At 30.3% G+C, this 23093-nt stretch carries 17 protein-coding genes; 2 read left to right on the forward strand and 15 right to left on the reverse strand.

The window, feature by feature from the left end:
- Window positions 1-121: 121 nt before the first annotated feature.
- On the reverse strand, window positions 122-997 hold the full coding sequence (locus tag HYG85_RS23625; RefSeq protein ID WP_212691687.1) for an AraC family transcriptional regulator: 876 nt from the start codon (window positions 995-997) through the stop codon (window positions 122-124).
- A gap of 225 nt (window positions 998-1222) precedes the next feature.
- Between HYG85_RS23625 and HYG85_RS23630 the strand changes: the two genes are divergently transcribed.
- Window positions 1223-2668, forward strand: coding sequence for a tagaturonate reductase (locus tag HYG85_RS23630; RefSeq protein WP_212691688.1), 1446 nt, complete (start codon window positions 1223-1225; stop codon window positions 2666-2668).
- Window positions 2668-4155 (forward strand): UxaA family hydrolase, encoded by a 1488-nt coding sequence (locus HYG85_RS23635; RefSeq protein ID WP_212691689.1) that lies wholly within the window; start codon window positions 2668-2670, stop codon window positions 4153-4155. The genes HYG85_RS23630 and HYG85_RS23635 overlap by 1 nt, the downstream gene beginning before the upstream one ends.
- An 84-nt stretch (window positions 4156-4239) precedes the next feature.
- Here HYG85_RS23635 and nadC read toward each other — a convergent pair whose 3' ends face one another.
- The 14 genes from nadC to HYG85_RS23705 form a co-directional block, all read right to left on the reverse strand.
- A complete protein-coding gene (nadC, locus tag HYG85_RS23640) occupies window positions 4240-5073 on the reverse strand; it encodes a carboxylating nicotinate-nucleotide diphosphorylase (protein WP_212691690.1) in 834 nt (277 codons plus the stop codon).
- A gap of 27 nt (window positions 5074-5100) precedes the next feature.
- Complete coding sequence (locus tag HYG85_RS23645) at window positions 5101-6621, reverse strand: L-aspartate oxidase (protein ID WP_212691691.1); 1521 nt, start codon at window positions 6619-6621, stop codon at window positions 5101-5103.
- A 15-nt stretch (window positions 6622-6636) separates the two neighbouring features.
- On the reverse strand, window positions 6637-7542 hold the full coding sequence (nadA, locus tag HYG85_RS23650; protein ID WP_212691692.1) for a quinolinate synthase NadA: 906 nt from the start codon (window positions 7540-7542) through the stop codon (window positions 6637-6639).
- Window positions 7543-7667: 125 nt separating this feature from the next.
- Window positions 7668-9476 carry a substrate-binding domain-containing protein gene (locus tag HYG85_RS23655; RefSeq protein WP_212691693.1) on the reverse strand — a complete coding sequence of 603 codons (1809 nt, stop codon included), beginning with the start codon at window positions 9474-9476 and terminating at the stop codon, window positions 7668-7670.
- Window positions 9473-10675, reverse strand: a complete 1203-nt coding sequence (locus HYG85_RS23660; protein WP_212691694.1) for a response regulator transcription factor — start codon at window positions 10673-10675, stop codon at window positions 9473-9475. Before HYG85_RS23660 ends, HYG85_RS23655 begins: the two co-directional genes overlap by 4 nt.
- Before the next feature lie 14 nt (window positions 10676-10689).
- Window positions 10690-12468 (reverse strand): sensor histidine kinase, encoded by a 1779-nt coding sequence (locus HYG85_RS23665; protein ID WP_212691695.1) that lies wholly within the window; start codon window positions 12466-12468, stop codon window positions 10690-10692.
- Between the two features lie 122 nt (window positions 12469-12590).
- Window positions 12591-13661, reverse strand: coding sequence for an arabinose ABC transporter substrate-binding protein (locus HYG85_RS23670; RefSeq protein WP_113674910.1), 1071 nt, complete (start codon window positions 13659-13661; stop codon window positions 12591-12593).
- Between the two features lie 53 nt (window positions 13662-13714).
- Window positions 13715-14779 (reverse strand): uroporphyrinogen decarboxylase family protein, encoded by a 1065-nt coding sequence (locus HYG85_RS23675; protein WP_113674909.1) that lies wholly within the window; start codon window positions 14777-14779, stop codon window positions 13715-13717.
- Window positions 14780-14812: 33 nt separating this feature from the next.
- Window positions 14813-15805 carry an ABC transporter permease gene (locus tag HYG85_RS23680; RefSeq protein ID WP_113674908.1) on the reverse strand — a complete coding sequence of 331 codons (993 nt, stop codon included), beginning with the start codon at window positions 15803-15805 and terminating at the stop codon, window positions 14813-14815.
- 1 nt (window position 15806) lies between these two features.
- Complete coding sequence (locus HYG85_RS23685) at window positions 15807-17309, reverse strand: sugar ABC transporter ATP-binding protein (protein WP_212691696.1); 1503 nt, start codon at window positions 17307-17309, stop codon at window positions 15807-15809.
- Between the two features lie 160 nt (window positions 17310-17469).
- Window positions 17470-18933, reverse strand: a complete 1464-nt coding sequence (locus tag HYG85_RS23690; protein WP_212691697.1) for a hypothetical protein — start codon at window positions 18931-18933, stop codon at window positions 17470-17472.
- Complete coding sequence (locus HYG85_RS23695; RefSeq protein WP_212691698.1) at window positions 18926-19777, reverse strand: ABC transporter permease; 852 nt, start codon at window positions 19775-19777, stop codon at window positions 18926-18928. Before HYG85_RS23695 ends, HYG85_RS23690 begins: the two co-directional genes overlap by 8 nt.
- 34 nt (window positions 19778-19811) lie before the next feature.
- A complete protein-coding gene (locus tag HYG85_RS23700) occupies window positions 19812-20732 on the reverse strand; it encodes an ABC transporter ATP-binding protein (protein ID WP_113674904.1) in 921 nt (306 codons plus the stop codon).
- The gene (locus HYG85_RS23705) at window positions 20732-23089 is read right to left on the reverse strand and encodes a hypothetical protein (protein WP_212691699.1); all 2358 of its coding nucleotides are present in this window, start codon (window positions 23087-23089) and stop codon (window positions 20732-20734) included. The genes HYG85_RS23700 and HYG85_RS23705 overlap by 1 nt, the downstream gene beginning before the upstream one ends.
- Between the last annotated feature and the right edge of the window lie 4 nt (window positions 23090-23093).

Below are 23093 nucleotides of genomic sequence, written 5' to 3' on the forward strand. Positions count from 1 at the left end.
AAAAAGAAGGGTATTTACAGGCGCATATAACATTTTAATGCCTCCTTATTATTTATGTTATAATTCACTTTTCTATTCGTTTGAACTTGTCCAAAGTATATAATGGATTAAAGTAATCATATCATTTAATGGTTCTTCTATATTTACCAGGTGATATGCCACACACCTTTTTAAAAACTCTATTGAATTGTGATATGCTACCGAATCCACAATTTTCACATATATCTATTGTTCTTAGCTTGGTTGTTTCTAATAGTTCCTGTGCTTTTTTTATTCGTATCAGTTGAATATATTCAATCAAAGTATAACCAGTAATATACTTGAATCTATGAGATAAATAGTAAGAACTGATATAGAATCTTTCTGCTAGTAATTGTAGGGTTAATTTTTCTTCATAATGACTATGGATATAACCTATTACCTCAAGAATCTTTTGTTCTGTAGTAGTTAAATTTTGATTTATTATTGGTTTTGAATTATCTTTATCATTAATAGTAAGAAATAATTCTTGCATTATAGAATGTATTCTAAAATTATAACCACTTCTTTTTTCCTTTGCTTCCATCTTAATTATTTGTAGTTTCTGATCCCATTTCCTTTTTGTATCTGTATCTAATCTAATTATTGGACAAGATTGCCTAAAAATTTGCAAAAACCAGCTAATATCATCTTCAGGCAAATAGTTAAAATAAGCTTCATTAAAACTTATCAGATATCTAACATTCTTAGAGCTATCAGGATAAAGTGTCTTATGCAACAAATAAGGTTTTATCAATAAAACATCTCCAGCTTTAACACTTAATAGTTCACCTTCTATCAGATAATTAGCGCTTCCTTCCTTAAGATAATAGACTTCATAGAATGTATGGAAATGAGGAACAAACATCCTCTTGCTGCCAGCAATCTTATTGTAAGATAAAGATAAGAATCTATCGCTATTATTAAATTCATAAAATATCTTTTCATCAAATAAAATAGGTATCTCAAAATTATTCACATCTCTTATTCCTTTTCATTATAGTTTATGATAATTAAAATAACAAACTGATATTCTATACAATATTACTTCTAAGTACATTAAACTTATTATAAGTATATATAATAAAATATATATAGTAAAGCAATATTTGCGTATTTATATATCAATAAAGCAAAATATAAGCTGTATTTGTTGCTATCACCTCTTAAAATAGACTTAAATGAATTAGAGGAGGAACCACTGATGAATCTTTCAAAAGAAACAATTAGTACCACTAAGTATAAAGAGAGAGTATTGCAATTTGGAGAAGGTAATTTTTTAAGAGCATTTGCTGATTGGATTATACATAAAATGAACCAAGATGACATATTCAATGGATCTATAGTAGTTGTCCAACCGATAGAAGAAGGTCTTGTATCTACGCTAAATGAACAAAATGGATTATATACGTTATTTTTACAAGGTATTAATGAAGGAAAACAAATCAGTTCATGTGAGGTTATATCTTCCATAAGCAGAGGTATCAATCCATACACAGACTATAATGATTACTTGGAAACAGCCAAAAATAAAGATATGCGTTTTATTATATCCAATACTACAGAATCTGGTATCTACCTAGAACCAGAAGATGAATATGCTGGTATACAAAAATCATTTCCTGGAAAGCTTACGAAATGGCTTCATCACCGTTTTAAACATTTTGAAGGAGATATCAATAAAGGTATGATAATAATGCCCTGTGAACTAATTAATCGTAACGGTGACAAATTAAAACAAATCATCCTGGAACTAATAGACATTTGGAAACTGGAAGATAGCTTCAAGGAATGGATTATTAATCATAATGAATTCTGCAATACACTTGTTGACCGTATCGTACCTGGTTATCCCAGAGATCGTATTGAAGAAATCAACAAGAAACTAGGTTATATTGATAGGCTTGTTGTAGAAGGTGAATACTTTCATCTTTGGGTTATTGAAGCCCCTAGCTGGGTAAAAAAAGAATTCCCTGCTGATTTAATCAATCTGAACGTAAAATTTGTGAATGATATGACTTTATATAGAACCCGCAAAGTAAGGATACTTAATGGTGCTCATACTTCATTAGTTCCAGTATCCTACTTATATGGATTAAGAACAGTAAGAGATAGTGTTATGGATGAATCCATAGGTCAATATATCACAGATACTATTTTTGATGAAATTATACCAACTTTATCTTTACCCAAAGCAGAACTAGATAATTTTGCAAATGCAGTAATTGACCGTTTTAAAAATCCATATATCCAACACTACTTGATAAGTATAGCATTGAATTCAATTTCAAAATATAAAACAAGGGTATTACCGTCTCTATTATCATATATAGAAGATAAAAATGAACTTCCACAAAAACTTGTATTTTCATTAGCTAGTTTAATATATTTTTACAAAGGTAATATTGATGGAGAAATCATTCCCCTTAATGATGATAAAGATATTCTAGCTAATTTCAGTAATCTTTGGAATACCTATAAGGCTTCCCAAGAAGATTCCTACGAAATTATTGCATCTACAATCTTATCCAATAAAGCTTATTGGGATATAGATCTAACCCGAATTAACGGTTTAAAAGAATTGGTAGCCTATTATCTTGAGATAATAGATAGACAAGGTATGCAAGAAGCTATAAAAGAGGTGCTGTGATGAAAGACTTCATACATATAAATAAAAAGGATAATGTAATAGTAGCTTTAAAAGATTTGCCCAAAGGCAAGAATCTGTGTGAAGATGAATGGAATATTACACTACTAAGTAATGTTCCAAAAGGTCATAAAATCTCTATTAAGGAATTAGCAGCAGGAGAAAATATAATTAAATATGGATACCCTATTGGAAAAGCCACTAAAAATATTCACAGTGGCTCTCATGTACACATAAATAATCTGAAAACCAACTTAGCTGGAACTATCAATTATTCATATGAGCCAACTACAGTAACTATGGACAAAAAAGTTGAGAGCAAAACCTTTAATGGTTATAAAAGATTTAATAGTAAAGTAGGTATAAGAAATGAACTTTGGATAATCCCAACAGTTGGATGTGTTAATGGAACAGCTGAAATGATAGTTAATACTTTCAAAAAAAGCAATGATACTCTATTAATTGATGATATATGTATATGGAAACATCCTTTTGGCTGCTCTCAATTAGGTCAAGACCATAAAAACACCGCAAATATATTAAGAGATTTGGCTGTACACCCAAATGCTGGTGGTGTACTTGTACTAGGTCTTGGATGCGAGAATAACACTATTGAAGAATTCAAGAAGAACTTATTACCACATGACAATAACAGAATTAAATTTTTAACAATTCAAGAGGTTGAAGATGAAATTGAAGAAGGGGTCAGCCTTTTAGAAGAATTATATGAAACAATGAAACAAGACAAAAGAATGCCTATGCCCATTTCCGATTTGACTATTGGTCTGAAATGTGGTGGTTCTGATGGTCTTTCAGGAATTACAGCTAATCCATTAGTAGGCGAATTATCTGATTATCTAGTGGCTAATGGAGGTACCACTGTTCTAACTGAAGTACCTGAGATGTTTGGAGCAGAAACCATTTTAATGAATCGTACAGTTAATAAAAAAACTTTTGATGACATGGTCAACTTAATCAATGGATACAAAAAATACTACTTAAGCTTTGATCAGCCTATATATGAAAATCCTTCTCCTGGTAATAAAGCAGGTGGTATCTCTACACTTGAAGATAAATCTTTGGGATGCATTCAAAAAGGTGGAAATGCACCAGTAACTGATGTACTTGATTATGGAGATATCATTAAATCAAGTGGTTTAAATATTCTTTCCGCACCTGGTAATGATTTAGTTGCTACCACAGCTCTAGGTTCCAGTGGATGTCAAATGGTAATTTTCACAACAGGTAGAGGTACACCTTTTGGCAGTTTCATACCAACTATTAAAATCTCCACTAATTCAGAATTATATAATAAAAAACCTCATTGGATTGATTTTAATGCTGGAAACTTGATAGATGATAGGACTATGGAAGATGTTTTAGAAGATCTTATTGATTATATAATTGATGTAGCCTCAGGTAAAAAAGTCAACAATGAAAAAAACTATTTCAAAGAAATATCCATCTTTAAAACTGGAGTAACATTATAATCTCTCTAACATTACAAATCAACAAAAAGCATTTGAAACTATTGCTTTTTGTTGATTATTCATATAGCTATTAAATTTCTAATCTCAGCAAAATTTCATACTAATATCCATAGCCTTTACTGAATGGGTTAATGCACCTACTGATATTATATCTACACCAGTTTCAGCTATTTCTTTTACTCTATCTAAATCTACATTCCCAGAGGCTTCTAATAGAGCTTTCCCTTTTGCAATGGAAACCGCTTCTTTCATCATGTCTATAGTCATATTATCCAACATTATAATATCAGCTTCTGCGTTAAGAGCTTCTTTTAATCCATCTAGATTTTCTACTTCTATTTCAACTTTCATTGTATGAGGAATTTTGGCTTTGGCAATTTCTACAGCTTTTTTTATACTGCCTACAGCTTTAATGTGATTGTCTTTTATCATGACTGCATCAGATAAATTAAATCTATGGTTATAACCTCCACCTACCCTAACAGCATATTTTTCTAATGCCCTTAGACCAGGTGTTGTTTTTCTTGTATCAACAATTCTTACAGGCATATTATTAGTGTTATTAACAAAACTATTAGTCATCGTAGCAATTCCTGAAAGTTTTTGTATTATATTAAGTGCCGTTCTCTCACATTTGAGTATACTTTTTGTAGGACCAAAAATATGAGCAATAATATCTTTCTGTTCAAGAAGATCTCCATCTTTTCTATGAAAATCTATTACAACCTCCTTATCCATCAAGTAAAAAACTCTAGAAAACACTTCACATCCAGCAATAATGCCACTGTCTTTAGCAATTAATATAGCATTACTTTTTTGGTCATCACTTATTAGTGTATCAGTAGTTATGTCACCATAATTCATATCTTCCTCTAGGGCGTTAATAATTATTTCATCAAGTTTATGCTGTAAAACCATTATATCCTCCTTGTTATGTATCAACTATTAATTCAAGTTTGTTTTTTTAGTTATCTTTTTATTCAGATCATCGTTTATGATTGCTTTTATCACTGAAATCATATTTACTTTTTCAATTTCTTCCCTACATATAATATTAGTTTTTTTAGCATTACAGTAAGCCTTGTTAATCTTATTTTCAAGTTGCTTAACCTTAGCAATAGTCCTATCAATGCCAAAATACTGTCCCATCCATTTTGCTATTGTATGCTCATCTTCCATAATTTTATAAGAACTATCTACATTAACTATTCTAATATCCTTATCATTATCTATGATATCATAAATATTTTCCTTGATATTCCTTGCTATCCTTCTTCCAAAAACTATTGCTTCTAATAGAGAGTTACTGGCTAATCTATTTTTACCATGAACACCTGTGCATGAACATTCCCCACAAGCATATAGATTTTTTATTGAAGTCTTTCCGTTGATATCCACCTTTATTCCTCCCATAAAATAATGCATCCTAGGAGCAACCGGTACTAAGTTCTCTGCCATATTTATATTATTTCTTTGACAGAATCCAAAAATGGTTGGAAAACGTAATTTTAGAGCTTCTTCATTCCAATGAGTTATATCCAGATATACACAGGGTGTTATTTGTTTTTTGATTTGCTGCATTATGGCTAATGAAACTATATCTCTAGGAGCCAGTTCTTTCATTGGATGTACTTTCTCCATAAAACGTTCTCCTCTTTCATTATACAATAAAGCTCCTTCGCCTCTTACTGCTTCTGATATAAGGAAACTTTGTTTTAAAGAACTATTATTGTAAAACACAGTGGGATGGAATTGCAGATATGACATATTCCTGACAATTCCGTTAGCACGTAGTATCATAGCAATACCATCTCCATTAATACCTTTGGCATTAGTGGTCTGTTCAAACAAATTACCTATTCCACCTGTATTGATAATAGTATACTTTGAAAAGATTGATTTTACCCTTCCATCATCCAATATCAGAATACCTGTACTCTTATTAGCATATGTCAGTATATCTATCACAAATATATTTTCTCTAATATTAATATTTTCTCTGCTTTTAGCCAGATGATATAGGGCTTCCATAACAGATTTTCCTGTAGAGTCTCCTGACCTGACAATCCTTGATACACTATGAGCACCTTCTTTTCCCAATAGGAATCCATTATCATCTTTATCAAATTTGACTCCTAATTTTTCTAACTGTATTATGTTATCCATGGCTTCATTAACCAGTATATTAACAGCTTCCGTATCAGATTCGCCTCTACCACATACCATGGTATCATTAAAAAACATTTCTTTGGTATCATTAAACTTATCACAAGGCGCAGCTATTCCTCCTTGAGCCAAATATGAATTTGTTTCTTTATAAGGTTCCTTTGCAACTATTGTAACATCTATATCAGAAGGTAACATCAAGGCTGTATACAACCCAGCTATCCCACAACCAACTATAACTACATCAGTATATTCTTTAGGTGTATTATTCGTATCAAAAGGAATTATATATTCTCTCATTCTTTCACCTACAATCTATAATAAAATCATTTTTTTTAGAGCATCATATGCTTTTTTTCTTACGCTCTCATCCACCTCAATAATATTAGTTTCATTTTCTAAAGAGGAAATTACATCTTTTAGCGTTGTTTTTTTCATATTCATGCAAGTTAACTTCTCTGATAATAATATGAAGTCTTTATCAGGATTTTGTTTTTTCAGGGTATATAAAATGCCTTTTTCCGTTCCTATAATAATCTTTTTGTCTTTTAGTTTCTTGACTTCTCTTATTATCTCTGAGGTACTACCTATAAAATCAGCTTGTTCTACAATCTCAGGTCTACATTCAGGGTGTACCAATACAGGAGCAAATTGGTATTTTTCTTTTATATGTAGTAGATTTTGGCTAGTTACTCTATTATGTACAATACAAAAACCCTGCCACAGAATCACTTCTTTATCCTTTATTTGCTCTGCAACATATGATCCCAGGTTTTGATCTGGTACAAATAATATTTGATCGGATTTAATGCTATCAACAACATTTATTGCATTTGATGAAGTACAGCATATATCACTCTCAGCTTTTACTTCTGCTGATGAATTGACATAACATACTACAGCAGCTTCTGGATAATCCTTTTTTACATTACGTAATTCTTCAGCTGTTACCATATCAGCCATAGGACATCCTGCTTCTATTACAGGCAGTATCACTTTTTTATCAGGTGAAAGTATCTTTGCAGTTTCAGCCATGAATTTGACACCGCAGAAGACTATTACATCTTCCTTTACACTCATAGCTATCTTTGATAACGCTAAAGAATCTCCTATGTAATCGGCAACTTCTTGTATTTCATCCAGTTGATAATTATGGGCTAGAATGACTGCATTCTTTTCTTTCTTCAATTCAATCAATTTTGCTTTCAAATTTTCTTTCATAATATCACCTTTTCTATAGCTTAGTCATTTAAATGACTTTACATGTGTCTTGTCACCTACAAATATATCATAATATTTCCTAATATGCAATAAACAAAAATTGTATTTATATATATTAAGAAATATTATTTATCTTCTATAACTAATTTATCTTTATTTATGACCTTTTTAGGTGATATACCATTCATGTAATCTCTGACTACTTTAATTAATTGGCTTTGTGTAACAGGATAAGATTGAACTAAACAGCTTATATCATGATTATTCATTGATATATCAACTGAATTACATGTCGTAACCATAATTATATCTTTTCCTATAGTCAAACCATGATCCTTAATTGCTTTCAATGCACCATAAGATATATCTTCTTCATGTGTAAATACTACATTGACCTTATCATCACCTAGTATACGTGTCATCTGTTTATATGCTTCTTCAAATGATAAATCAGTATCTACTCTATATTTTACATTGATTCTAGAATAACCATTAATAACTTGATTGAAACCTTCCGTTCTCTGGATGGTTGATGCAGACTTGTTATGACCTCTTATCTCAGCTATAACTATATCATTTTTCATATTATAAACATTATTTACAAGATAACTAGCAGCTAATTTTCCTTGGTCATAATAATCAGAACCAACATATGTTGTCCATAGATTCTCCTTTGAATTCACCATATTATTTAAAAATATTACAGGGATATTCTTTTGTTTTGCTAAATTAAGCACTTTATCCCAGCCTGAACTAACAACAGGGGATATAGCAATCATGTCAACATCATTATCAATAAGTTTTTTAATAGCCTCTAGTTGTTCCGCATGCTGCTGTTTAATAGATAGATTGGAATTAATATTTCTATATATCAACTCTATCTTTTCTTTCTCAAATGCAGTATAAGTAGTTTCTAAATTAAAGCTATCAGAGGTATACGAGTCAATATACCCCAGTTTGATAGATTCTCTCTTGATGGGCTCACTCTCTATACCATTCATATTTTCTTTGGTTATAGGTATAGTATTAAGGATAATCTTTCTTGGAATATCATTTTCTCCATTCAAGATATCTATCGCATAATCAATTGACTCTTTTCCTCCTATAGGACATAGAAAAGTTGTATCCAATATTCCTTCTTCTAAGTATGCTCTATATTTATTGGACATCAAACCTGATACACCAATAAGCTTAATATCTAAATTCTCGGTCTTGGACGCATAATAAGCTCCTAATGCCATAGCATTATTATGGGCAAATACTATATCGAAATCATTAATTTTTTTCAGTAGTTTATTCATTCTTTCTTCTGTTTGACTTGTTAACCATTCACTAGAAATGCTTGTTAAAATATTAATATTAGGATGTTGATTGATTATATAGTCAAATCCATGACTTAATTCAACAACTGAAGGTTCTTCTATAGGTCCTCTAACTTCAATAACCTTTCCTCCATCTTTACCAAGAAGACTTACTACTCTTTCACCTGCTTTTTTCCCTAGAGAATAATAGTCAGGACCAATATACAGAGTAAAATCATAATTACTCACATCTCTATCTAAAACTATGACTGGAATTTTTTTATTTATTTCACTTATTAATGGTCCTAGAACATTAGCATCATTTACAGTAATAATAAGCAGATCAATGCCATAATCCATTAACATATTTATATCTTTTACTTGTTTATATGTGCTAGAACCAGCATTAGTGAATATAACACTAAGGTTATCTATTTTTTCTGCTTCATTTTTCATTTGTTCATTAACCAGTATTTGCCATTCTTCACTTAGATTAGGATGCGACATTCCAATTAAATAATCAATCTGAGGATCTTTAGAACTCTTACTTGTCAAAGAATTGATTATAAAAAATGCAATTATGATTATAGGTATCAATATTAAAATGTGATAACTGAATTTTAATCTTTTCAAATGCCTTCATCCTTCCCATGTCTATAAACAGTAGGTGAAACCCCAGTTATTTTTTTGAATGCTGAACTGAAATAATGCTGTGTGCTATATCCAACATTCTCAGCAATCTCATATAACTTTATCGTTGGGTTATTCATGAAATCAATTGCTTTACTGATACGTATTTTAGTTAAATATTCTTTAAAAGACATCCCAGTCTCTTTTTTTATTAACCTGCTTAGATAAGCTGCACTTACATTAAGTTCTTTTGAAACTTCAATCAGACTTAAATCTTGGTCATAATATTTTTTTTCTATATAACATTTTGCCAGCTGAACTATAGGTGTATATTCAATATTTGCAATAAGTTGTTTATACAGATTTTTATAATAATCTGGTAACTCCAGAAAATCATCATTAAGTTTTTGATAAAGTGTCACTACTTCTCTACCTAGATATTTACTAATAGTCATCTTGATACTCTTTTCAATATTTAATATCTCATCTTCCTGTGTCATAGGTAATAGTACTACCACAACATCGTTTTCATGAAAAATCAATGCTTGATTATATTCAGCTAATATTTCTTGTAAAATATTTTCTAAGCAAAAATTCAATAGATCCCTTTCCAATTTCACTGTATCCTTGTTTTCAATTTCTAAGGGCTTAACTAAAAATAATAGATTTATTTTGCTATAATCAATGTTTAATAAATTAAGTTGATTATAAACTTTATCACTTGAGATTCTACCATTCAACCAATCGCTTAAAAATTGCTGTAAGATAGTATTTTTATTCTTGTGAACTTGATATTTAGCCCAATTGATATATTGATTATTTTTAAGATTTTGTTCCAAGGCTACTAATGCTCTTTTTACTGTTTCCATTAATTCTTTTCTATTTACTGGTTTTAGAACATAATCGAATATCTTAAGAGTCAGTGCTTTTTTCGCATATTCAAATTCATCATAACCTGATATGATTATTATTATACAGTTAGGTAAGATTTCTTTTATCTGAGTAATTAATTCTAACCCTCCTATAAAAGGCATACATATATCTACAAACATAATATCTGGACTAAGTTCTTTTGCTAATTGTAGAGCTACTTTACCATTTTCAGCTTCTCCTACAACTTCAACACCAAGTTCTTCCCATTTTAGTTTACTTAATCCTCGTCTAATCTTAGGTTCATCATCTGCAATTAAAAGTTTATACACCAAAAGCCCTCCCTTTAATCTTGTATAATTGGATGCAATATTTTAATTGTAGTACCGTGTCCTTTGATACTCTCTATTTTTATACCATAATCTTCACCAAAACTTAACTTCAATCTTTCATTTACATTAAACATACCGATTCCATATTTGCCTGTTTTGTCTCTAACTTTATTTAACAGGTCATTCATCTCATTAATTGTTTCTTTATCTATCCCTATTCCATTATCTTTAATAATAAAGCATATTTTCTTATCTATTTTAATTATTTTAATGGAAATGTGACCTTTATGCTCACATTCTTTGATACCATGATAGATAGCATTTTCTACAATAGGTTGTATTATTAGTTTAATCACTCTTGATTCCAATAATGATTCATCATAATCTATAGTATAGTCAAATTTATCCTCATAACGTGCCATTTGAATGGTTAAGTAACTTTCAACATGTTTGATTTCATCTTTTAACGTAATTATTTCTTTACCTTTACTAAGACTGATTCGGAATAGATTAGTTAGGGAAGTTACTATTTCAGATATATCATCTGCCTCATAATCTTGTGCCATCCAATTAATGGTATCCAATGTATTATATAAAAAGTGAGGTTTAATCTGAGCTTGAAATGCTCTTAATTCAGCTTTTCTTTTTTTTCGTTGTTCAATATAAACTATATTAATAAGATTTTTTATTGATTCAATCATCTTATTGAAGCTTTTACCTAACTTACCGATCTCATCATTATACTTGCTTTCAAATCTCACATCAAGCTGTCCATTTTCAGCTTCTGCCATTAATTTTCTTAATTTACTTATTGGTTTTGTTAAAGATCTTGTTATTAAGCCTGATAGAATGATTGCAAGGATTATTATTAAAATACCATATAGAATTATATACATGATGACCTCAATGATTATACTCATTGTTTCATCTGTAGGAAATATGCCTATGACATTGTATCCGGTATAGTTAGAATAATTTTTTAGAATCTGATAATTTTTATTATCTATCGTATGTAGATTATTTTGTGGCTGCATGTCTTGTGTTATGGAAGGATGTATTCTATAAACTATTTTATTGACTGGAGCATATACTACGTCTCCTTTGTTATCCGCTACATATAGAAAACCACTTTTTCCTAACACTACATTATCAATAATATCCTCAACTACTGATAATTTCATATCAATCATAATAACTCCTTTGAAGTTCTCTTTTGAATCTTTGACTGCTTTTACAATTGATATAACATTATCCGCACTATAATAATCATATATACTTCTCACATTTCTTCCAATGGGTTTACTGAATAAATGTATTTCGTTAGGGTTATCAACAGCTTTTTTATACCAGAAATCATTATTAAGAGGAGTGGTTTCAATCTTTTTCATATTATTACTGATATAATTGCCATAAGTATCAATAAATAATATACCAGAAATATCCAATTCCGTTTTTGAATAATTGTTAAATAGATAGAGAATATCATCTTCTAATATTTTCTTTTCACCATCAGTGGTATAGCTTTGATTTACATATTGTAGAAGAGATTTATCATTAGAAATATAATTTATTGTTTTTTCCATATTACTTATATAGAACTCAATACTATTTTGTACTTGTTTAACCATCTGTAAAGTATGGTCATTAGTAACTTCTTCAAGAGATTTACTGACTCTATTAAAATTTAACCAACTTAAAGTTATAACAGTAAGTAATATTATAATAATATAATTGAACATTATCTTATAGAGAATACTACTATTCCTATATAAATTGACTAATTTTATTTTCAATATTATGTGCTCCATTCTTAATTAGTAATAATGAATCATAGGTTAATAAACATATTATACCACATAATTCAAAAAAACGGGTGATGAACACCCGTTATAAAAAATACCATTATTAGCACATTTTACTCTGCATATTTACCCATAACCTCTTTATAATTATCTTTGGTTACTATTATAGCGTCAACTGCGTGTTCCATAGGTATTTCTGTACCATTTTTTATATGGTCAATTAAGAATTTTGCAGAATCACCACCAACAGCCTGTGCTGAAAAATATGTAGCTGCTTTCATAGCAGAATACTCTTTCTTGAATTCACCTTTTGCTAGATATGCACCTAAACCTATTACACAAGAGTCTTTGTCCAAACCTGCTTGCTCTAAAGCTCTAACTCCACCAACAGCTCCTTCGTCATTAGCTGCCATTACCATCCATTTCTTGATTTGAGGATTAGCTGTGATTACACTTGAAGCTGCTGCAAATCCTTTATCAGTCTCACCATTATAATCTGCACGGTAAATCTTGTCTTCAGGGAAATCAGAAATATTCTCAGTGAATTTGTCATACTCTCCTTCAGTTCTAGGAACACAACTAGATACAGTATCCATAGTCAAAAGAAGTAATCCTGCTTCTTCATCTTTATCTAGTCCATTATCTATTGCATACTTAGCCATCCATTCACCATTAGCTGCTCCGATATTGTAAGCGCTAATACCTACCCATGGTGCTAATTTGTTACCATCTTCATCTTGTAATGCATCATCAGCTGCAATAACAGGAATACCTGCTTCTTTCAATTTGTTTACAGTTACTTGACTTAGTTGCTGATCCGGTATACATGTCAGAACTCCATCTACTTCCTGAGCAATGACATTATCAATAGCTTGTAGATATGTTTCTGGATTCATTTTTGCATCAATATAAATGAATTCATCTACACCCATTTTTTTACACATTTCTTCCGCAGCTGCACCTTCATCTATAAACCAAACCTGGTCACCGGCTTTGTAGATTCCTGCTATAACTATTTTATCGTCTTTATCATCTTTCTTGTCAGCTTCTTTTTTATCATCATTCTTTTCAGCTACTGGTTTATTATCATCTTTCTTTGTATCATTTTTTTCATCCTTAGAACATCCAACAAATAAACTAATCATCAATGTTGTAGCTATTAACAAACTTAATATTTTCTTCATAATAAATACCTCCACTTTTTTATATTATACATATATTTACTATTTTCTACTATCTATTTCAAAAAATCTTTACAAGCCTGTACATAAGCAATTATATTCTCCCAAGGTACTTCAGGCTCCAACAGATGTGTTGGTGCTACCAATAATCCACCTTTATCTCCTGCTATCTCAAGATTTCTGAATACCTCCTTTCTAACATCCTCTGGAGTACCAAATGGCATCGTAGATTGTGTACCTATTGTACCATGGAAAGATAATTTATCTCCAAACTCTGAATGGATATCCTTGAAGTCCATACATTCAGGCTGAATTGGATTAAGTACATCAACTCCTGCATCTATTAGATGTGGTATAAAAGGAGTTATGAAACCACAAGAATGATAAAAAACAATAAGATCTTTATTAATCTTTTTCACTTCACTGATTAAATTCTTTAGTCTTGGTTTTAGCCAAGTCACATACAAATCTTCACTCATCATGATACTTCTCTGCATTCCTATATCATCACCGATAAACAAAATATCTACTCCAGCATTTACAAATGACTTTGCTCTTATTAGATTGATTTCAGATATCTTATCCAAGAGATAAACTGCTTTCTCATCTTCAAACATCATATCCATCATTAATTCTTCCATACCTCTTATATACCAAGAAGCTTCCCATATGGTCATCTGCATATTACCAACAGCTGCTAGACCTGCTTCGCGAATCTGTTCAACCTGCTTTTTTTGGTGGTCATTATTAGCAGATGAAAAGTCAGGAAATGGATAATTCTCAAGTTCTTCCATACTAGTTATTTGCTTTAGAGGATTTCTCATATATGTCATATGCTTTGCTGCTTCACTACCTGGTTCATGTCCAACACCCCAATAATCAATCTTGGAGCCTGGTTTCAATGAATCAAAATACTTCAAGTATTTATCAGTATCATTATCAATAAGTTTCATATCATCTACATACTTCCAAGGCATGTTGAAATATTCCATGTAATTCCCTATGTAATCAGTTTTCTTCCTGAATAATTTCTCTAAATCTGGACATAAAAGAAATTCTACAGGTACTTCATCATACCCTTGTCTTTTAAGTAGTGATAATAGATTCTCTCTTCTGTTCATTGCATATACCTCCTTATCTATATCACATGATTATTAACTATTTGCCATGCTGCTCTCTAATATCTTTTTATCTCTTCTTCTCTTTCTAAGGAAGTCGAATGTCAATGCAATCAATAACAATAAACCTCTTGCTACATACTGCCAGAAAGTTGGTACATTCAACATTATAAGACCCGTGTTGAATCCTTGTAGTATAAATACACCTAGGACAGTACCGAAAATTGTTCCCACTCCACCAGAGAATGCTGTTCCACCTAATACAGCTGCTGTGATAGCATCAAATTCCAAACCTACACTTGCTGCAGGTTGCCCTGAATTCATTCTAGCAGCTAGTAAAGCCCCTCCTAATGCAGCTAATGCTCCATTAACCATATATAGAATCAAAGTAATTCTTTTAGGGTTTAATCCAGCTAATCTAGCAGCTTCTTTGTTACCTCCAACGACATAAATACTTCTTCCGAATCTAGTTTTTGATAAAATAATACCAAATATTATAAAAGAAATTATTAATATTATAACTGGTACTGGAATACCGAATATCCTTTGGCTTCCTAACTTAAGAAAACTATTATTAGTTATGAAGACAGGTTTTCCATTACATATTATATATGCTAAACCTCTAACTATAGACATTGATGCAAGAGTTGCAATGAATGGTTCTAATTTCAAAGAATTGACTGTAACAGCATTAAAAATACCAATTAGTATTCCTGCAAGCACAACAATTAACACTGTAACAAAAACATTACCTGTTGAACTTAGAACTACTGCAGCCAAAACACTACCAAATGCAGCTACTGAACCTGCAGATAAGTCAACTAACCCTGCAATAACCAAATATGTTTCACCTACTGCAACCAATCCTGTCAAAGAAGCTGCAATAAGTATATTTATCATATTTTTATACGAAAAGAAATGTTTGTTGAAGAAAGAAAATACTGCAATCATAACTATTAATGCTATCAATAATCCTATTCTATCGCTAGGTATCTTTTCTCTTAATGTCTTTAATTTTTGTTTATTCATTTTAATTAACCTCTCCTTCTAACATCGCATAGGCAAGAATTTTTTCTTCTGTCGCCTCTTCTCTCATTACTTCACCTGTTATATATCCATCTTTCATAACGATAATCCTGTCACTTAATCCTATTACTTCTGGAAGTTCAGAAGATATCAGAATGACACCCATACCATTTTTAGCACAATCACATATTAGTTTATAAAATTCTGCTTTTGCACCTACATCAATACCTTTGGTAGGTTCATCTAATATGAGTACCTTTGGATTAGTCGCCAACCATCTGGCAACAATAGCTTTTTGCTGATTACCACCACTTAATTCAACAATCTTCTTAGTGGCATTAGGAGTTTTAATATTAAAAGTATTAATACTATCCTTAACTAGAACATTTTCCTTTTTATTATTGATAAAGCCAATTTTATTTATAATATTATCAAGTACTGCAATACTGATGTTATATCCTACAGACAAGTTAGGTAGAATACCTTGAAGTTTTCTATCCTCTGGACATAGAACAATACCTTTCTTGATAGCTTGTTTTGGTGATTTACTATTGACTTCTTTATTCTCCAACATGATTTTCCCGCTATTAACTTTGTCAGCTCCAAAAATAGCTCTCATTACTTCCGTTCTTCCAGCACCCACAAGTCCTGCGAATCCAAGTATTTCTCCTTCCCTTAGAGAGAAAGATACATCACTTACATCGTTAGTTGTCAGTTTATTGACCTCTAATATTGTATCTCCGTAACTTTTACTTCTATCCAATTCGTTAAATATATCTCCTAGATCTCTTCCTACCATCATAGTAATCAAATCGTTATTAGTCACATCATTTCGTTTAACTAGATCTACGAATTTACCATCTTTGAATACGACTACTTTGTCTGCTATTCTTTCAAGTTCTTTCATTCTGTGCGAGACATAAATAATTATCTTATTCTCTTTTTTCAGCTTATTGATTATTTCAAAAAGGATTTCTATCTCACTATCAGATAAACTAGCAGTGGGTTCATCAAATGCAATGACCTTAAGATCTCGGCTATATGCCTTCATTATTTCAACCATTTGTTGATGTGCAATACTGATATTTCTAACTTTTGCTCTTGGGTCTATATTTAGACCAAATTCATCAATTATTTTTTTAGCATCTTGGTATAATTTTTTATAATCAATCAATCCGTTTTTCTTGATTGGCTGCTGTCCTAGAAATATATTTTCTGCAACACTTATATCCAGTACAATTTGACGCTCTTGGTATATGATGCTTATACCTTCATCTATGGCTTCTTTTGGTGATTTAAAATGTTTCGCTTCTCCATTTAATATGTATTTGCCACTAGTAGGCTGAAAATCACCATTCAAAATTTTTAAAAGAGTTGATTTACCAGCTCCATTTTCTCCAAGAAATGCAAGTACTTCTCCACTGTTGGCTTTAAAACTTACATTATCCAACGCTTTAACTCCAGGAAAGTATTTTGTTATACCTGAAAATTCCAGTATATCTTTCACATTTCAACCTCCTTAAAATGTTATATGTGTATTGCTTAAAAGAAGTATACTAAAAAAAAGAAATTTTGTATTTACAATAAAGTAGAATAATTTATAAAAATATGATATAAAAGGCAAAAAAAAATAATTGACATACTTGGTGTCAATTATTTTATATAACTCAATTAAGTCCTGAAAAATATTCTTTTACTACTTCTTGCATTCCTTTAGGAATATCTGATGTATTCATTGATTCATAGGCTTTACTCTCATATTCACCAATTACCTGAACATATGGCACTTTCTCTCCTCCTATGGATATTCCTTCTTTTGTCATTTGAATCTGGGAATCATCTTTATTTCCACGTTTACCATTAATATTCTTATCCTCTGTAGAAGCATCTATAGATTCATTATCTGTTTCGGAATTGGCACTTCCTTTACCTCTTCCCTGTCCTTTTCCATTACCATTTCCGTTACCTTGTCCATTACCTTGTTGATTCCCTTGTCCGCTACCCTGTCCGTTGCCTTGTGAGTTACCCTGTCCACTCCCTTGTCCATTCTGCCCACTATTAGACCCTGTACCAGAACTTTGATTATTATTTTGAGATTTACCTGAATTACTATTATTGCTATTAGAGGAAGCATATTGGCTATTTGACAGTGTTATGTTTGTCATTTCCATTTCATTAGCCAGATCACCTAGAGCCTCTTGTAATTGATTGATGTCAAGTCCTGCCAACTTATCTGATAAACCAGCAAGCATATCATTATATTCTTTATCACTCATTTTTTTCGCTTCTTCAATCAATTTATCTATTTCTTCTTTGGCTTTATCAAATTCTTTATCACTGAGAGCCTTTCCTAATTCCTGTAAATTATTATTCCCCAACATCTTCTTAGCTAATTTTTCAAAATTCTCTTCCTTGGCTTTATTTTTTTTGTGCTCTATGATTTTTTTATTTGATTCAGCTTGTTTCTTATACTCTTTTTCATCATTAATATTTGATATCTCTTTATTAAGCTTTGCTATTTCTTTTTCAAGTTCTTTTTTATCCTTCTCAGTTAAAAAGACATCTTTCTTTATTTCTTTCTTGATTTTCTCTCTTTCATCTTTCTCTTCTTCTTTAACAATATACATTCGTTCTTTTTGTTCCACAATATTTCTATGCCTATTAGGAATTGCCAATATTATAATTAAAATAGTAACCATTGACACACTCATCACAAATTTTTTGGTCGGAGGTTTTAAGGAAATTATTTTTTTATAGTTTATTTTCCTTAAATGTGAATAAGCATCTTCTATCTCAATTTTTGCATATGGATTGTTACTTTCCATTAATTCAAGAGCAGTTATTGTCCTTTCTTTCAAACCTTTTTCATCTATAATTTTTGCTGTGTAATTATTATCTGGTATATTGAATATGGAGTATACCATTCCTATTAATATACTAAAAATCAATATATAAGCTGATTTTATATATATAAACGTTATTGGTGTAAAATGAGCTATTATTGCAAGTACAATACATGCAATAACTCCACCAGTAAAGCTCAATAGAACATTTTCTATTAACATCTTAAATATAATTTTTCTTCTGACTTTCTTGATAATACTAATTATATTTTCATTAATATCAATCATAGCTGACCTCTTCTATACCTTTTTTCTTTTTTATAGGATTAAGGATATATGCTGAAGCGAAATTTAATCCTACAGATAATAGTACATATAAACAACAACTTATAATTGTAATATTGTCATTTAATGTCACCCCATTCAAGTAACCAGTGAGCCTGTCTATCCCACCAAATTGCTGTAATAATACTGCCCAGAATGTTATACCTGGATTAATATAATAAAGGAAAAAAGTATTATTCTCAAAATAAGAATAATCCCTTGTCATATATGTATAGATTACAGGTATCAGCATTGTTCCTATAGTCAAAAACATCATAACTAAGAATGTTAGTACTATTGATGTTAATGTCTTCTTGAATAGTGTTGAAAAAAACACTCCTAGAGAACCAAAAAAGAATGAGATGATTATAAAAAATGCTACCATACTCAAGATTGATGTTATATTTAGTCCTCCAAACAAGAATATGAACGAAAAAATAGGTAAAGATGTGACTATTAACAATAGTACAACACTTACTGTTGTCATTAATTTTCCCATTATTATGGATATAGGTCTCATATTAGTACTAAGAAGTATATCCAAAGTTTGTTTTTCCCTTTCCTGAGATATTGAACCTGAAGCAATGATTGGTACTATAAAAGATATCATTAAAACCTGTATAATAGTAATTGTCATATATATATTTCTATAATTTTCACTTAGATTATTATTATATACGCTGTATAAAGTACTACTTAACATTACAATAACACCAAATGCTAATAATGCAACATAAGATACTATCATACCAACACTTTTCCAACTTCTCATTTTTATCTTAGCTTCTTTTAGTATAATTGATTTCATAATTTCATTCCTTCCAAATAGATATTATTAATATTTAAGCTTCTTTAGTTACTTTCAAGAATATGTCTTCAAGGTTTTGCGTTTTCTTGTTAAGTGTAATTATTGGAACATCTCTTATAACTAGTAGCTTAAGTAATTTCTTAATTTGCTCATTATCTCCATTAATGGAAACTTCTAATTTGTTTCCGATAGGATTGATATCTTGAACAAAATCAATCTCCTTCAATACTGTCTCAGCCTTATCTGGAGAATCACTGACTTCAATCTCTAATACCTTGTTATTGTATACTTTGTTTGTTACTTCTTCAACATTTCCACTAATAACAATTTCTCCATTATTAATAATACCTATGGAAGTACATACTTCTGATAATTCAGATAAAATATGTGAACTGATGATAACTGTTTTTCCCATATCTATAAGTGTACATAATATTCTTTTCAGATCTGCTCTAGCTCTAGGGTCCATACCAGAAGCAGGTTCATCTAAAACTAATAGTTCAGGATTATGAACCAGACATCTTGCCAAACAAAGTTTTTGCTTCATACCTCTTGACAAGCTATCAACAAAAAAATCTGCTTTATCAGTTAGACTAACAAGTTCTAGTAGGTCTTCAATCATTTTGTTTCTCTCGTTACCTTTGATACCATAAATTGAAGAATAGAATTCTAAATACTCAGTAACCTTAAGATTATCATATACTCCAAAGAAATCCGGCATGTAACCAATATACTGTTTAGCTCTCCTTATATTCTGTAAAGCATTGATACCATTGACATACACTTCACCAGAAGTAGGACTCAAAAGTCCACATGCAATTTTCATTGTCGTTGTCTTACCAGCACCATTTGGACCTATAAATCCAAATATCTCTCCTTTTTCCACTTTTAAATCTATACCTTTTAAAGCAGTAAATTTTTTATAGTTTTTCTTTAGTCCTCTAATCTCTAACATTATTTCCCAATCCCTTCTATATATATTTCAGGAATGTCAACTTCTCCTTCATCTTCAGATAGAATGACTGCCATTAATAATTCTCCATTATTATTAATATATTTATCCAACTCTTCAGCCTCTATAGTAATAGTATCATCAAACTCTTGGTATGTTTCATTATCAGTACCAACAATATAAAATTTAGCTTCAGTATATTTATTTTTCATATTTGCTATTCTTCTGAATTTTATCTTATTAATATCTATTGTTTCAGTTGGTAATTTATAATAATAGCTGAACTCTTTGTCACGACTGTATATGACTTTATTACTGAGTGAATTATTTATATAAGGTCTGACTGAACCAAATTCAAGAACGATATTAGAACCTTTAACATAGTTAACTGTATCAATAACACTTATCATAGACTTTTCAAAGTTCTTAGTTTTTTTACCGTTGACTTGAAATCCATTAGTGAATTTCTGATCTGTCCATCCAACAAAAATAGCTTCTTCAGTATTTATCGCTTCATAAGTATACATATTAAAATCAGTCATCCTGCAATCTTGGTATCTATCATTTTTTTCTTTGAAATTGGAGGAGCTATCAATACTATCAATAATATCCCAATAATATTCTCTAAAATACTCATAATTCCTAGTCTTCATGTCTTCTATATTTTTTGTTTCATTAGTTCCCAGATCATCTATCAAATATACTTTGTTTTTAAAATATATTACACAATTTTTTAATCCAAAATCGTAATTGTTAGTTATAGAACCTATTATTTTAGTTCCTTCAGATAATAAGTCCAATTGAATCTTATTCTCCACTGGAATATTCTTTGAAGTCTCTAATTCAAAGTTATTATTACTGAACACATCAGAATTATAATATTCTATTGATGGTTCAAGACCAGATTTCCAGTTGAAACTTACAGGAAAATCTTCATAATTTTTTATACCCATATTTTTTGACTGGTTAAATGAATAATAGTCATAGCTTTCTAATGGAATCATATATAGACTATCATTGGACTTTATATCCAGCTTTGATTTATCTGTATTCAATACAGTTCCGAAGCTATTATAAGAACCACCTTTTTCAGAGAAATTCAATATGTTGACAACTTGAGTCACTGGTTCTTTAAGCCTAGTGTTCATACCACTAATATACATGATACCAACAAAAACTATAGATATTACAGGTACCATAATCCACATTAAATGTCTTTTCTTCCTACGCTTAAGCACTAAGTATAGAACAGGTCCAATCAATATAATGTATATACCAATTATTATTATTATTGACCACAACGAAGGAAATTTAAGTCCTGGTATTACATTTAAGAAACTATTTGTACGATTATAATTATAATAGCTATTGGATAATAGAATTTTCATATCTTCAAATTCTTGTTTAAAGTACTTCTCAAAAAATTTATTATTATGTGTAAAAGATTTCATTGGTTCCATTCCCAAATCAAATGTAAATAAATCAATCCTACCTTTACCTTTGTTCATATTATAGACTATATGGTTATCCCCACTTATAATTGTACTTTTCAATTTGTCACTATTAATTAATGCTATACTTAGTAAAGAGTGATCATCTGTTTTAGCTTCTTCTGCTACATAATCATACAGAATATCACTATCAATTTCTTTGACACCATCAATCATATCGATTCCTATGAAATCTTGTAAAAGTGTTAAAGTCTTAGAATAATTGACTCCAGAACCAATTACTAGATGTCCACCATCATTTACCCATTTTTTCAATATATCCAGTTGGTCTTGACTTAATTTGGATAAATCAAAATTGTTAATAACTATTATATCCAAAATCTTGCTGGCAAAAGTATTACTTGGAAAATTATGTTCATTAAGTTCAACCTTTACGTAATCATTTGATGAATTAATATAACTAAGTTCATCAAAATCATCTGTAAGAATCCCTAACATTAGGTTATTGTAGATTCCCTGAGTATAGGGTATAGTTAGCTTTTCCTCATATATGACTTTGTTATCTTTTCGAAATATTATTTTCATGATTGATAATTCTTCACTAATCTTTGGTATCACAAATTTCATTACTTTCGAATTATTCTTCTCTATGGTAACTCGTTGGGTTAATTCACCATCACTATTATTGTTAACATGATAACGTAATACTACATCGCCATCAAAATCATCTATATTATTTTTTACATGAACAGATACAGGCAAGTACTCATTATACTTAAAAATATTGTCATACCCATAGTTTACATCAACCTCAAAATCTCTATATTCTTCAGCCCATGTTTCAATATTAACTTCTACAGATATAAAAATCAAGAACGTACATACTATTAATCTTATTATCCTCTTCATCATC

Source organism: Vallitalea guaymasensis, assembly GCF_018141425.1.
GTDB classification, from domain to species: Bacteria; Bacillota; Clostridia; order Lachnospirales; family Vallitaleaceae; genus Vallitalea; species Vallitalea guaymasensis.